Source organism: Bacillus sp. KH172YL63, assembly GCF_011398925.1.
In the GTDB taxonomy this organism is placed as follows: Bacteria; Bacillota; Bacilli; order Bacillales; family Bacillaceae_B; genus Rossellomorea.
In genome coordinates, this window is record NZ_AP022842.1 from 2,135,118 (window position 1) to 2,147,635 (window position 12,518).

Annotated in this window: 24 protein-coding genes; 1 reads left to right on the forward strand and 23 read right to left on the reverse strand. The window is 44.2% G+C overall.

The window, feature by feature from the left end; translation table 11 throughout:
- Positions 1-85: 85 nt before the first annotated feature.
- From KH172YL63_RS10645 to KH172YL63_RS10745, 21 genes are all read right to left on the reverse strand, one after another.
- The gene (locus KH172YL63_RS10645) at positions 86-550 is read right to left on the reverse strand and encodes a hypothetical protein (RefSeq protein ID WP_173106073.1); all 465 of its coding nucleotides are present in this window, start codon (positions 548-550) and stop codon (positions 86-88) included.
- Between the two features lie 32 nt (positions 551-582).
- Positions 583-1,011, reverse strand: coding sequence for a YhfM domain-containing protein (locus tag KH172YL63_RS10650; protein WP_173106074.1), 429 nt, complete (start codon positions 1,009-1,011; stop codon positions 583-585).
- A 123-nt stretch (positions 1,012-1,134) separates the two neighbouring features.
- Positions 1,135-1,683, reverse strand: coding sequence for a GNAT family N-acetyltransferase (locus KH172YL63_RS10655; RefSeq protein WP_173106075.1), 549 nt, complete (start codon positions 1,681-1,683; stop codon positions 1,135-1,137).
- Positions 1,684-1,697: 14 nt separating this feature from the next.
- Positions 1,698-2,504, reverse strand: coding sequence for a DUF817 domain-containing protein (locus KH172YL63_RS10660; protein ID WP_173106076.1), 807 nt, complete (start codon positions 2,502-2,504; stop codon positions 1,698-1,700).
- A 123-nt stretch (positions 2,505-2,627) separates the two neighbouring features.
- Entirely contained in the window at positions 2,628-2,816 is a 189-nt protein-coding gene (locus tag KH172YL63_RS10665) for a DUF4083 domain-containing protein (protein WP_173106077.1), read from the reverse strand.
- 35 nt (positions 2,817-2,851) lie between these two features.
- Positions 2,852-3,124 (reverse strand): hypothetical protein, encoded by a 273-nt coding sequence (locus tag KH172YL63_RS10670; RefSeq protein ID WP_173106078.1) that lies wholly within the window; start codon positions 3,122-3,124, stop codon positions 2,852-2,854.
- 101 nt (positions 3,125-3,225) lie between these two features.
- On the reverse strand, positions 3,226-3,438 hold the full coding sequence (locus tag KH172YL63_RS10675; RefSeq protein WP_173106079.1) for a hypothetical protein: 213 nt from the start codon (positions 3,436-3,438) through the stop codon (positions 3,226-3,228).
- An 11-nt stretch (positions 3,439-3,449) separates the two neighbouring features.
- Entirely contained in the window at positions 3,450-3,866 is a 417-nt protein-coding gene (locus KH172YL63_RS10680) for a DUF4181 domain-containing protein (protein WP_173106080.1), read from the reverse strand.
- 24 nt (positions 3,867-3,890) lie between these two features.
- Positions 3,891-4,250: a DUF4181 domain-containing protein gene (locus tag KH172YL63_RS10685; RefSeq protein WP_173106081.1), complete on the reverse strand. Its 360-nt coding sequence runs from the start codon at positions 4,248-4,250 to the stop codon at positions 3,891-3,893.
- Positions 4,251-4,292: 42 nt separating this feature from the next.
- Positions 4,293-5,051 (reverse strand): hypothetical protein, encoded by a 759-nt coding sequence (locus tag KH172YL63_RS10690; protein ID WP_173106082.1) that lies wholly within the window; start codon positions 5,049-5,051, stop codon positions 4,293-4,295.
- Between the two features lie 38 nt (positions 5,052-5,089).
- Entirely contained in the window at positions 5,090-5,326 is a 237-nt protein-coding gene (locus tag KH172YL63_RS10695) for a DUF3953 domain-containing protein (RefSeq protein ID WP_173106083.1), read from the reverse strand.
- Between the two features lie 20 nt (positions 5,327-5,346).
- Positions 5,347-5,724, reverse strand: coding sequence for a hypothetical protein (locus KH172YL63_RS10700; RefSeq protein WP_173106084.1), 378 nt, complete (start codon positions 5,722-5,724; stop codon positions 5,347-5,349).
- A gap of 91 nt (positions 5,725-5,815) precedes the next feature.
- A complete protein-coding gene (locus KH172YL63_RS10705; RefSeq protein WP_173106085.1) occupies positions 5,816-6,145 on the reverse strand; it encodes a hypothetical protein in 330 nt (109 codons plus the stop codon).
- 10 nt (positions 6,146-6,155) lie between these two features.
- A complete protein-coding gene (locus KH172YL63_RS10710) occupies positions 6,156-6,623 on the reverse strand; it encodes a hypothetical protein (protein ID WP_173106086.1) in 468 nt (155 codons plus the stop codon).
- A gap of 23 nt (positions 6,624-6,646) precedes the next feature.
- On the reverse strand, positions 6,647-6,991 hold the full coding sequence (locus KH172YL63_RS10715; RefSeq protein WP_173106087.1) for a hypothetical protein: 345 nt from the start codon (positions 6,989-6,991) through the stop codon (positions 6,647-6,649).
- 12 nt (positions 6,992-7,003) lie between these two features.
- Positions 7,004-7,324 (reverse strand): hypothetical protein, encoded by a 321-nt coding sequence (locus KH172YL63_RS10720; RefSeq protein ID WP_173106088.1) that lies wholly within the window; start codon positions 7,322-7,324, stop codon positions 7,004-7,006.
- A 35-nt stretch (positions 7,325-7,359) separates the two neighbouring features.
- Entirely contained in the window at positions 7,360-7,545 is a 186-nt protein-coding gene (locus KH172YL63_RS10725) for a hypothetical protein (RefSeq protein WP_173106089.1), read from the reverse strand.
- On the reverse strand, positions 7,538-8,074 hold the full coding sequence (locus KH172YL63_RS10730; protein WP_173106090.1) for a DinB family protein: 537 nt from the start codon (positions 8,072-8,074) through the stop codon (positions 7,538-7,540). The genes KH172YL63_RS10725 and KH172YL63_RS10730 overlap by 8 nt, the downstream gene beginning before the upstream one ends.
- Positions 8,075-8,311: 237 nt before the next feature.
- Positions 8,312-8,896 (reverse strand): YdeI/OmpD-associated family protein, encoded by a 585-nt coding sequence (locus KH172YL63_RS10735; RefSeq protein ID WP_173106091.1) that lies wholly within the window; start codon positions 8,894-8,896, stop codon positions 8,312-8,314.
- A complete protein-coding gene (locus tag KH172YL63_RS10740; protein ID WP_173106092.1) occupies positions 8,893-9,450 on the reverse strand; it encodes a GNAT family N-acetyltransferase in 558 nt (185 codons plus the stop codon). Before KH172YL63_RS10740 ends, KH172YL63_RS10735 begins: the two co-directional genes overlap by 4 nt.
- 65 nt (positions 9,451-9,515) lie before the next feature.
- Positions 9,516-10,169: a hypothetical protein gene (locus KH172YL63_RS10745; RefSeq protein ID WP_173106093.1), complete on the reverse strand. Its 654-nt coding sequence runs from the start codon at positions 10,167-10,169 to the stop codon at positions 9,516-9,518.
- A gap of 212 nt (positions 10,170-10,381) precedes the next feature.
- Here KH172YL63_RS10745 and KH172YL63_RS10750 point away from each other — a divergent pair, with 212 nt between their 5' ends.
- Positions 10,382-10,663: a hypothetical protein gene (locus KH172YL63_RS10750; RefSeq protein WP_173106094.1), complete on the forward strand. Its 282-nt coding sequence runs from the start codon at positions 10,382-10,384 to the stop codon at positions 10,661-10,663.
- 538 nt (positions 10,664-11,201) lie between these two features.
- Here the strand turns inward: KH172YL63_RS10750 and KH172YL63_RS10755 are convergent.
- Positions 11,202-11,855, reverse strand: coding sequence for a hypothetical protein (locus KH172YL63_RS10755; protein ID WP_173106095.1), 654 nt, complete (start codon positions 11,853-11,855; stop codon positions 11,202-11,204).
- The gene (locus tag KH172YL63_RS10760; protein WP_173106096.1) at positions 11,848-12,396 is read right to left on the reverse strand and encodes a sigma-70 family RNA polymerase sigma factor; all 549 of its coding nucleotides are present in this window, start codon (positions 12,394-12,396) and stop codon (positions 11,848-11,850) included. The genes KH172YL63_RS10755 and KH172YL63_RS10760 overlap by 8 nt, the downstream gene beginning before the upstream one ends.
- Positions 12,397-12,518 lie beyond the last annotated feature (122 nt).

Consider the following 12,518-nt stretch of genomic DNA (forward strand, 5'->3'; position numbering starts at 1 on the left):
ATCAACATAAGAGGTAGGCATTTGCTAGTCTTATATACTCACCCTGATTCTGCCGGGTTCATTTCTTCGACATCATTCGCACCCATTATTTAAATGATTCCGCTACACCAATCATCGTCTCCTTGGTCACTTCCGTGTCTAAACCGACCGTCTGATAGTTTAGCAAATATGTATACTCTCCGTCTTCCCAGACTACCTCAAGTCCGGCTGCATCGTGGTCAGAGAAAAAGCCTTGATCTCCGCTGATTTCAACCTCTTCCTCTTTCATATCTTCCCCAAACGTGACTTCTCCGGTATGCACCCTCAGATTGAAAATCTCTCCGTTCTCCCCAGTGAACATGATTTCATGAATAACCGATTCATGGGGAGGCCGCTGAATCTCATATTTCTCCACTTTCATTGGAAATTGAGTAGGTAATTTTGGGTTGATGCCTTCTTTCTTGAGTTCCTTAGACAGATCGGCATGATCGAATTTGATAGTGTGAGGTGAATTGGTGCATGCGGTTGTGGTAAGGCAGATTATGATGAATAACAGGATCCATTTCTTCATTGAGAGTCCTCCTTTTAAGCTGTATTCAATCATCATTCAAAATCTATTTTTGCTGCTGGCTCAGTTCCCTTCACTTCATGCAAGATGTCTAAAATCCCTCTAACAGCCCCATCCTCCAATTCATATGTAGAGCTGTTATTCGGAATCAGTTCCTGAACATATCCCTCTCCTTCTTCCGTGACCCATAAATGATACTCGCTGTCGGAATCGTCTTCCATGATCAACGTATAGGTCAGCATCGGAGGGGTTTTGATGATTTTCGAGTCATCGAGTTTTTTGGCAGATTTGGTGAGGTTGACGAATTGATCAATTGAGTTTTCATCTTTGAAGAATGCTGTTTCGCTTTGCATTTTCTCACCGGACCAGACTTTTACCTTTACTTCCTGGACATGCTCTTGAGGTGAACATGCAACAATGAAAAGCAGGGAAATCAAAGATACTAATTTTCGTAGTTTTTTCATAGAGAGTCCTCCTCTATTGGTTTGACGCATAAAATTAAAAAGTGACGCATAACTGAGATTTCAGACGCATAAATCCTGAAAGTGACGCAAAAACCAATGAATCACCTTTTTCAGAAAGCTCTCTCACACTCTCTCTATCTCTAAAAACTCACTTCTCAGCATACTCATCCTCAATCGGTCGACATATTCACCGTTTCGCAGCCTGTCTTGTCTTAAAATCCCTTCTTCTATGTAGCCGATCCGCTTGTAGGACTTGATGGCTTTTTCATTATCCACTTCGACCCTGAGCCAGATTTTGTTCAGGTCGAGTTCGCTGAATCCCCAGTGCAGCATGTGGTGCATGGCGGCGATTCCGTATCCTTTTCCCCAATAGCGTTTATCGCCGATTGCGACACCTAATTCTGCGTGTTTGTTTAAGGGGTCGATGTTTTTCAGGTCGATCCAGCCGATGTGGGTACCTGTTTCGGTGAGGATGGCTTTTTGTTCGTAGCCATTGGTTTTGTTGATACTCATGGAGATCCAGGCTTCGGTTTCTTCCCTCGTGAATGGGGGATATTTTTCAGGCATGTTCAGATGTTTGGTCACTTCCCGGTCAAGGCACCATTGATAACGGTCTTCGGTGTCTGTAAGGGCCAGTTCCCTTAGTTGCACGATTGGCCATTGCGTATTCATTGTTTCATCTCCATTTATGATTTGATAGGTGTTTCCTTGTACTTTCCCTGGTCTGAAAATGAACCGCTTGCCTTCACCCGCTTCAGTGAAGCTACAATGAGGAAGCTGACGATCACGAGGAGCAGCCATGAACTCACTTTACCGAGGTGCACGAGGCTCCAGGCATCGGCTTGATTCGGGTATTCCCATGCGCCGAAGAACGTCGCGATATTTTCGGCAACCCAAATGAAGAAGCCGATCAGCACGAAGGAAAGTGCGAGTGGCATCCGGTAGCTTGTTCCTCCGACTTCGTAAGTCACCCATGTCCTCCAGAAAACGACGATTACCAGAAGCGATAACCACCAGCGCAGGTCAATCCAATAATGGTGTGTGAAAAAGTTCAAGTAGATGGCTGTGGCAAGGGGAATGACTGCCCAAGGGGATGGCCAGTGAATCAGTTCTACCCGCAGCCTTCTCCACGCCTGACACAGATAGCTCGCGACACTTGCGTACATGAAGCCGCTATAGAGGGGAACACCGAATATTTTTGAATATCCTGCTTCCGGATAAGACCAGGAACCCATTTGAACCTTAAACAGCTCCAGTGCAAGGCCGATCAAATGAAACACTGTGATCACTTTCAGCTCGTCCTTTGTTTCGAGACCGGAGCGGAGCATCATCCACTGCATTCCGATGCAGTTCAACAGAATCCAGTCGTAGCGCGGAAGGATCGGAAGCGGGATGATTTGTGTGATGGCAAGCGTTGAAAATATGACGACGGGAAAAAGACAGGACAGTGCCTGCTGCCAGCCGAAACGTATGAGTTGTGTGAATGCTGTCATGAGCTGTCCCCCAGGATTCTTTATTGTTAGTATGATTATAGTATATATTTATTGAATTACAACAAATATATGTTCTTCCTCACTAAAAAAGAGCATTTCAAGAATGCTCTTTGAATAACCACATCATGATCCCGGTCTTTTTTCTTCAAGCAGTTCAATAATCCGGTCCAGTTTTTTGTTCATTTCTTCTGATGCGTGGTGATTCATCTGGCTTACTTTACTGCCAATCACAAGTCTCCTGATGAACAGGGTAAATGATACAACGCTCAATGCAAGCAAAGAAAAAACAACGATTAAAAATACGATATCCATTCGACTCACCAGCTTCTGTATGATTTATGTCTTGTTTAATCCCTCACCCGGTACACATTGTTTCCAACCAGGATATACTGATCAGGGTCAATCCCCTTTATAGATTGAATACGAGTACCCGTTGGTGCCATGGTGGCTTCATGATCACGAAGCTCGTAGGCGGGATTCTCTTCTTCCTCACTGCCGACAACTGTAAAAGATACAACGGACAGCTCCTCATGCGGAATGCGGTAATCCCCCTGCCGGGACTTTTCTTCATCAAGCGAATAGGTATTTCCATTCCACCGCACAACATCAGCCCATTCCACGATTACATGCACCTCCGGAGACAAGGTCGTGCACCCCTGGAGAAACAGAAAGAAAAGACAGAAGCAGAACAGCTTCATTTCCCTGGTTCGCATGCACATGTCTATTCGTCCTGCAAAGCAGCCCGTTCATTCACACGTTTTTGGGCCCTCCACGTCTGGATCATGCCCGGAACCCCTGCCATCATACTGACAATCAAACTCCACATGATGTACCGCCAATCCCCTGTGATGACGGCCACCACGATAAACAAACCAAGCTGTCCGACCAGCGCAAACCACGAAGCAATCCAGGCAAGTTGTAAATTTTCTCTCATCTTCTTTCCCCCTAATATAGCCAGCTATAAGTAGTTAAAATACTGATCATTAAAATGATATGATATCCGGTTTCTACGATTGTAAAAGTGGATTCACGTTTGTCATTGAGCCACTTTCTCTCCATATATGCTCTCCATCCTTGTTGGATGACGAAAAATAGGGCTACGATGATATAAGGTCTGAAGAAAAAGGATTCGAAATCACTCATAATGGCCACGATCAACCCAACCAGTAATGTCACTACAGCGACAGATCTGATGAATTTATCCCCTTTTTCATGCTGGGCGTTGATGTACTCGCTTGAAAAGGATTTTCTCTTCTTCACCCTAAACCATCTGGATGCCCCCCGGTGAAATAGATGCACGAGGCATAAGTAAACAATGATGATGAGGAGAATGTGAATGATGGGGTTGAATGGGAGATCCATGTAGTCACCTCCTTGGTGTCGATTTTATAAAAGCCAATCAAATGTATAGCCGACAGAAACAAAAGCAATGAAGAAGACAAGCCCGACGATTGAAATCATATATTCCTTACGCTCAGTGTTGAATTTCCATTCCATGAAAATATCAAACAAACACAGCACCATTATGATGGAGAAATTAATCCACACCGAGCGGACAATGACCGTATTAAGAAAAAAAACAGCCCATAAGGTCCTCTTTCCCCATATATGGATGGAATTGACCCCCTGTAAACCATTTTTATAAGGTGAGCAGATATTCCACTTTTTTCTTATCAACCTTTCGATTAGAAAGAATAAGCCCATCGAGACGATCAAATAAGTGAAAAACTGTAAAAATGAGTTCATCTATACTCCCTCCATTGCGATTGAATCAGATAGAAGGATCAATCACTTCCAATTTTCAAAAATCCCCAAAGCATCTCTCAAAAACCCACCATCATACCCCGTCCTCTCATGAATCCGTGTGACCCATTCCTCCAGTGTTTTGCACGGTTCTTCCTTCATAAGTCCCTCGCTGGTACTCAGGAAGCTTTCCCAGTTATAAAATTCCCAGTGAGCCGTTTCTGATTTGTACGGCACCCGACATTCAAGGAGGGGCTGTGGTTTGATATGTTGTTGGGAATGCTCGGCTGCCTGCAGAAGGTGAGCCAACTCAATCGGTTGGGTGTGGAAAGTTTGCTTGGACACTTTGCCGTTGGGGCGGTGATAGTGTATCGTTACCTCCCTGTCATCCGGCAGCACCATGACGTCCGCTGCCGGGAAGAAGCCGCTCTGCTTTTCCTCAGAATAAGAGTCGGCGTTACTGTCTATTAATATAGGTTTCAACCACTGATCTCCCAAATCGCATAGATAGCGTTGGCCCCTATCATCCAATGCGATGACGGCGACGTGGGCGTCACTGGAATTCAGGTGATGGCCGATTGGGTAAGCTTGAATGCCATCTCTCTTGAATTCGTCCAATAACCAGATGGCAAGGTCAAAGCAGTTGCCGGTGATGCCGTACTGTTCCCTGTGTTCCTTCATCTGGGATACAGCCCTCTGTTTCCGGCTGAATCCCTGCCGGCTGATCCATGCCTTTGTCAACGTCTCCATGGGGAAACCGTCGAACTTTTGCCAGGTTGAGAGAATGCTTTGTGGTGGTAGCATGAGTGTCGCTCCTTCAATTCTAATAGGTATGTAGTGAACTAATCAGGTGAATAGAAACCCTTTGATTGACACCCAAACCGCCAATCCGAACAGAGTAAAAATATAACACTCTTCTCTTTTCGTTCCTTACGAAATTCTTCTAATCCCATGAGCAACATGGTGATGCCCAAAAACATGATCATGATATGTATGTACTCAAAGTGATCACTGATCAGGCCATAAAGCGCAAGCAGTAAAGTCAAAGTCGAGAAGATCATCCGAAACTTTTTCAGCATATTTTTCACCCCCATTGCGTTCAATCGTCTTTCTTGCTTGCAAACATCAGATCAGAAAATGTCAGTCCGACTGAAACACCGAATGGAATGCCGAGATCCCAGATGTCTGAACTGGAATCCTGGATGAAATGGATCAGCAAGAAATGTCCGATACTGAGGGGGATGAACAAGCTGATAAAGATGATAAACTTCTTTCTTACCTGAGGCCCTTTTAATTTCTTCATATTTTTTACGATCATCAAGACCATAAACCCGCATAATAGGAATATATAAATCAGATACCCTATGATAAAACCAAAGAACACCGGATGGTCGAGGTCATTGTAAAGAATGACGGTCGTTCCAACCGAGCCGAAGATAAATAAGATGGATAGAACAAGTTGATGTGAGTTTTCCATATGTAACCTCTTAATATTTTACTGTTATACCAATTATTTCAAACAGCAAGGAGTTTCACAAGTGAAACTTTGAGAAAGTCCATTTACATGGTTAGTTTTCTTCTGGGATATCTCTGTTTTGATAAAATGCTATCATTGAATGTTTTAAATTATTTTCCCTGTCGTGTGTTAATTCCAATCCTTTATCGAAAAGTGCTAAGATGCTCTGTTTTGATTCTTTAAAATTCTGATCACTGATATGTATTCTATCTTCTTCTAGAACTTCCTTGATGAGTGCGATTTTTCTTTCCTCATCTAAATACTCCCAATGCTTCACCAACAACTCATCGTTTTTAATATCTGTATACTGGTTGTCATTTGCACACCCTATTAACAATAGCGCCAGTAGAAGCCATACAATAGGCTTAAAAGAAATAATCATTCAACCTCCTTTATTGGAATTTTTTAATCAACCTCACCATCTGCATCCCATCCGAAGGAAGCCCCCCATATCCTTTCATCCATCCAGGATACGTCATCGGACATGCGGTCAGGAAGAATTGGATGGTGCTGAAAATGGCTGTTCCCCGGAGTATGGAAAAGAGTGCGCCGTCCGGGGTCATGACGGATAACCACCCACAAATTGAAGCGATGAGAAGAGACATCAACGGTCCTCCGGCAAGGGCAGCCAATTTCCTCCGATTGGACAGGCTTCCGTCCCACGAGCAGTATCCGCTGTAAGACCAGATGATGTGAAAGTGCATCCTGCCCAGTTTTACTTGTTCCCTTCCTTCCCTGCTGCCTAAATAGACATGAGCATGGGCGCCCGAACCCACGACTGCCCCAAGCCCATGACCAATCTCATGGAGCAGAACGCATAAGGGGATGACGAGAAGGTAAAAAAGAAGAAACGAAATCATGGACCTCACCTCTTTAAACGTATTCATTCACAATGATTCAGGACGTTGGATGCATCGACATTTCCACCCGGGAAGGTAAGTGAACATGATGCGGTCTGCCGGTGTGACTGCTCATAGTTTTCGTAACCGGTTTCCTTCATATTTCCAAAAAAAGGTTGTGTTTCTTCGTCAAACAGCGCAAAAGACAGCGTAAATTGTTTAAATCTCATTTTCATCAGATCTTGATACACGGCAACCAGTTTTTCACTGTCCACTTCACGGTCCGTTCCGGCTATGATGATGTGGACGGAGAGATCACTGTTTTCCAGTCCCGGGGAACTGCTGAGCAGGTTGACTTCCGAATCAACCTCTAAATAATAACTGTCCATAGAGACGTGACGTTAGACAGTCTCACGGACATCCCGGTACAATCCGTATTCATCCCGGAGGTCTCCATTATCCAGGGAAACGTTAAAACGCCATCCGGTACGCACTGATTGAGCCTCTAATTTGTGCTTGTTGATTGGCTGGACGTAATCAATATATTCAATGTTGGTAAAATCCTCACCGTATCTTTCCTTTAAAGAAGTCAGGACGATGTCTTTTATTTCTTCTTCATCATTGGTGACGTGCTCCCATATCTGATGTCCGGCCAGAAGAAACAGCGGGACGAAGATCGATAGCCCAAAGGCAATGATCAAGGACAGATTGATTTTGGACATAATTCCCTCCTATGAAGCTCATTACTTAAAACAGCTTAGATTGCTGGAATCAGCAGGCTCAATGCAAAGGATAGGACAGCAGCCAATTTACTTTGATTCGCAAGGCGCTCGTCACCGTTTTTTACATATTGAAAGAATGTGAGTGTAAAATAAAAACAGAAAATCAAAGCAAGAAGTGAAAAAAGGCCCTGCCATGTTGTTGGATCGTGGGCTTCAAACATCGTTGCGCCCTACCTTCAACGCCCCTAAATAAGCTTCCCAGGGACCTACATCCTCCCGATACCTCTCTGCCATGACCCTGACGATCTGGGACAGGTGGGTAAGATCATGGACGACCCATGTGGACAGCAGTTCACTGAGCTTCACTTCCCCAAAGGCAGGATGGATTCCGGTACGTTCCAGATCTTCAGGGCAAGAGATCAGCGTGTTTAATCTTTCAACATTCTGCATGCGGAGCTGCGTGAATTCAGAAAGCTTTTGATCGATTGTGCTTGATGGATAGGTGAGGTGTGCGTCCCTGTCAAAAGGCGGGAAATCCCTGTTTCCCCTACTGTCTATGATGGACACGATTCTCGGTATCCAGTTGGTTTTTTCACATTCTATCAAGTGATCGATTACCTGGGATGGTGTCCACGTTCCTTCCCCTTCATTTGCAATCAGCCAGCCGTCCCCCAAACCGGAGAGCAGGGCATGCAATGTAACCGGCGTCCGCCCGAGAAGCTGAACCGCTTCATTTTTTTCAAAATTCATCTGTTTCACCCTTTCCTCTTTATCACAGGGAGTCTCATTTCTCACAGTTAAATGTATAGCTATTCGTCAGGCGATTGTGAATGGTCAGTGTGCTCTCCCCGCCATTTCCCTCACATTTGCTGATGAGCCCATCGACCTCTTTGTTATGTAAATATTCTGAAATCAATAAAAAACAACAGATACCTGTGATCATAAGGAATCCCCTCATCATCACAGCTTTTGACGCTCTCCCTGTCCTCATATATCATTCAGACCCTTTCCGGCAAGAATCTGTTCTGCATATTTCTCAATCCTCGCCACCCGGGTTTTGGATTGCTTCGCTTTGGAGAAATAGAGGATGTACGCACGCTGGCGGCCTGGCGTCAACTTTTGGAATGCTGTTTTTAGATCTGGTGAATGCTCAAATTTTTCAAGAAGCTCTTCCGGCATCGCATATTCTTCCGTCTTCTTCATGTCCACTTCTAGTCCGGCTTTTTCCACGGCAATGGCTTCTTCAATGTAGGCTTTCAAAACCGGCTCCAATTCCAGGATTTCCTCGACGTTTTTGAACCTGATCTGACGGGCTCCCTGTACGTTTTCCGTTTGTTGAATGAGGATTGAGTTTGGATCCTTCATCAGTGCACCTTTATGAAACAGCAAGGCACAGTAATCCTTGAAGCCGTGCATGAGCACGATATTTTTATCACCCAGTGTATAGCAGGGATGCATCCATTTGATAACCTCCGTCAGCTCTTCGAATTGCAGCAGGATCCTCCTTAACTCACCGAACTCTTCTTTCCATTTCTTCGTTTTCTTGAGAAAACCATCTACTTTTCGGTTCATGCTTGCACACTCCTTTCTCTCTTCGTACGCAGAACGGTGATAAATCCGCCGAGAATGTCATGGGATATGGTGAAGCCTTTCCGTTGGTAAAAAGCAAGAGCATCAGCATTGCCGTTCGAAGTGAAGACGAAATAATCCTCTACGTCATCAAATGTCTGTAGCCACTGCATCGACAGATCAAACAGTTTCGAACCAATTCCGTATTGGCGGTAACCTTCTTTTATGTAAAACTGCGATAAACACCCGACGTTGTCGTTTTCCACCGACGACAGATTAAAGAAAGTGGCGAAATCATTCACATACGTTTCTTTTGGTGAAATATTTGCATACACATAGGCCACGATTTTATCATCCTGATCCCCATCCTTCACGACTACGAGAAAATTGTGCAGCGCTTTTTCGATCGACGGAACGAGCCGGGTGTCAAAATTCATCGTGTCAAACCATTCAGGGTGGATCCTTGCCTTTGACTTCTGGAAGCTCATTAATTCATTGCACAAATCCCTGCAGATTTCCGACTGCTGAGCCGGAATACTTTCATAGATTAAATTCATCATCTCTCATCCTTTCTCACTCTCTATGATACAACGTCCGCCAGGAAAGAAACAGAAGGTGGTGACTACATTTTCCGTGATTTTTCCCCTTCAATCAATGTGATCCGGATATATTGAGAACCTCCATTTGCAATCGCTTCAGGCTCATTGGATACATTCAGTAATTCATTCAGTTGAATTACTTTTTCACTGTTAGCTTCGAGGGTGATGGTGTAAGGACCGTTGATATTCATCAGTGAGGTGATCTTCCTGTGAAATTCAGGATAGTATGTATCACGGAACACAAGGTCGAATGTGACCGGTTTGCCACTGTGATTCTCCAGCTTTAGTTCACACTTCCCTCTCAATTCAACTTCTGTTACGCCCTCGAAATCGCATGTTCCCTGACCGTCATATGAAACAGCATGAATGCCGGTTCCGATCGTTTCCTGATAAAAAGTAATGAGCATGATCGGTAGAAATGAATACACAACCAAGGTAAGCAGCACCGTCCGTATATGATATTTGGACAAACTCTTCACCAGAAAAACGATCGCCACAATCATCATGGCTGAACCGAAAAAGGCAAGTGGATGATATCCATTTTGATCATGGATGGGAAATGACATGAACGTCATATCGGCTGCAATCATCTCGTTGTCGGGAAACGGAAAATACAGCGTCATGCAGATGAGAAATAGAAGGGCTGACAGTATGAGATACCGTTTATTTTTTATCAATGACTTTCCCCTTTCGTCGTTATATTTTTTTCTCGCCCGCATATCTTGATTCAACTCATTCATATTTTAATAACTTTTGAGAAATGAAAAGACCGGGCGATGGTTTCCATCTTAAACAGGTCTACATGGTGTTTCGTGATGAAAGAGGACAAAGAATATGTATAGTATGATGGCCTTGCATTAATACCATTTTATAACAAAATGAGGTGGTTGTGATCAAAAGATTCATGCATGATTCAGTCAAATGGTTCTTGGCTTCACTGTTAATCCTATCAGCCGGTGGTTTCCCTGTCCTCGCATCTGAAGGAGACGGGTCGAAAGTCTCCGAAGACGGCGGTGGCCAGGGCGGGGTCACATGGCAGGAATACTACAGGAGAACATCGGGCAGTTATACAATCATTACCTATCGCAGCGTGAATGGCGGCAGTCAATGGAAGGAAGTGACCTACAATCAGAGCGGCGGGGTTGTGAAGATTGTGTATGGGTCATATTGAAAGGAGATTGTATTAAAAGGGTTCGTTTCTTATTGGCACTTTTCACATAGATTGTTGCTATTAAGAGACGCTAGTGTGAGCATCTACGGTAATTGGAGACTGTGGAATGAATAAATTCCCATAGCAATGAATCAAGGACAATGTACTTGAATGACATTGATCACTACTATTCGGAAGATGAACACCGCCATCCCAGCGGAATACGAGCATCTGGAGTGGAAATCAACCTCATCTGACTGGTTTAAAAGCCACAATGTTTACAAAAACAGCTTTTTTATTAAAAAGCTTCTGTACAAGCCTATTAAGCTCGAATAAATAGTCATCTCCTCTTTCACAATTTCATATATGAGCCGGTTTTCACAACTTATGAGCTGCTTATTCTTTATATGGTCTGCTTTCGGGCATGTATGAGCTCGATCTCTGAAATATGATCCTGATTCCTGAGATATGATCTCCATTTCGAATATATGAGCTCTTTGTCGAAAAATCCTTACACAAAAAAGGATGCCGGGCACATCGCCCCCGGCATCCTTCCCACCTAATGACTGAATGACTCTGCCATTTGAATCATATCATCTTTCGTCAGGGTTTCGCCTGAATGTCCCGGCGTGTATTCCATTTCATACTTGATCCGTCCATCTTCTATCCATGAGATGTGGCTGACGGTTGCCGGACCAGCTGATTCCGAGTAGCTACCGGGAGATTCTCCCACCTTCACTTTTTTCTGGGAGAATTCCAAATCTGTGCCTTCTGAAAGCGTTTGGAAGGAGATTTTGAGTTTTTGGTAGTCACTGCCTTCAAGGGTGATGATGTCGAATGGACCCATTGGATTTTCGCTCGTTTTCGATGTGACGTTTTTCACTTCGAATGGGGATTTGGTCAGGAATTTGTACTCCCCCGGAAGTGATGGCGGCCGGTCGGACGGTTTGTAATCGTAAAACGGGGCACTGGCATTGTTGTTGTCGATCAAACCTAATTGGGTTCCGCCAAAGTAGACGAAGACGCTCAGGCATGCTGCAACGAATATCCAGGACATCAGTGGCCCGAGGACCGGTTTTTTGAATGAGAATGATTTCGGCTGGCGTTTTGAATGAACTTCATGCAAGATGTTTTTTCTCATCTTACCTGTGAATCCGTGATGTTTGAATACTTCTTCTTTCATTAATCCTCTCAGCTGTTTGAGTTCATCCATTTTTATACACCTCATTCCGTTTGATCGCTGTACCGAGAAGCGCTTTGCCTCTCGTTATTCTTGTTTTGACGGTGTTTGTGTTTAGGCCCATACACGCACCGATTTCAGAAAGCTTCATCTCTTCGAAGTAATACAGGAAGATGACTTCCCGGTATTTGACGGGCAGCGCGAGGACATTTCGGATCAGCTCCGAATGCTGTTCCTTTTCAAGGACCGATTGCTCAGGCGCACCCATCTTTCCTTTTACCAGGTCGTTGATTTTATTCGAAATCGAGATCATCCTCGTGTCCCACCTTCTTAAATAATCTTTGCAGTGGTTGACGGCGACGCTGATGATCCACGTTTTGAGACTGGAATCTTCCCGGAAGGTATCCATTTTTTGATAAAATTTAATGAAAATCTCCTGGGTGAGATCTTCTGCCAGGCTGTGTTCCTTTACATAAGAAAAAACGATATAGTACACATCATTCCCATATTCCCTCATCGCTTCCTCAAGCAATTGGTCCTTCTCGGCCTTAGCGTATTTCCCCTGCTGTTTCATCAATCCTTCACCTGCTTCTTATGTATCTCTACTAAATAGGACGTCTTCGGGTTTGAAAAAGTTTGGGATATATTACAAATTATCAAAAATAACTGCGCCTGTTGAGGTTTCTCGACAGGCGC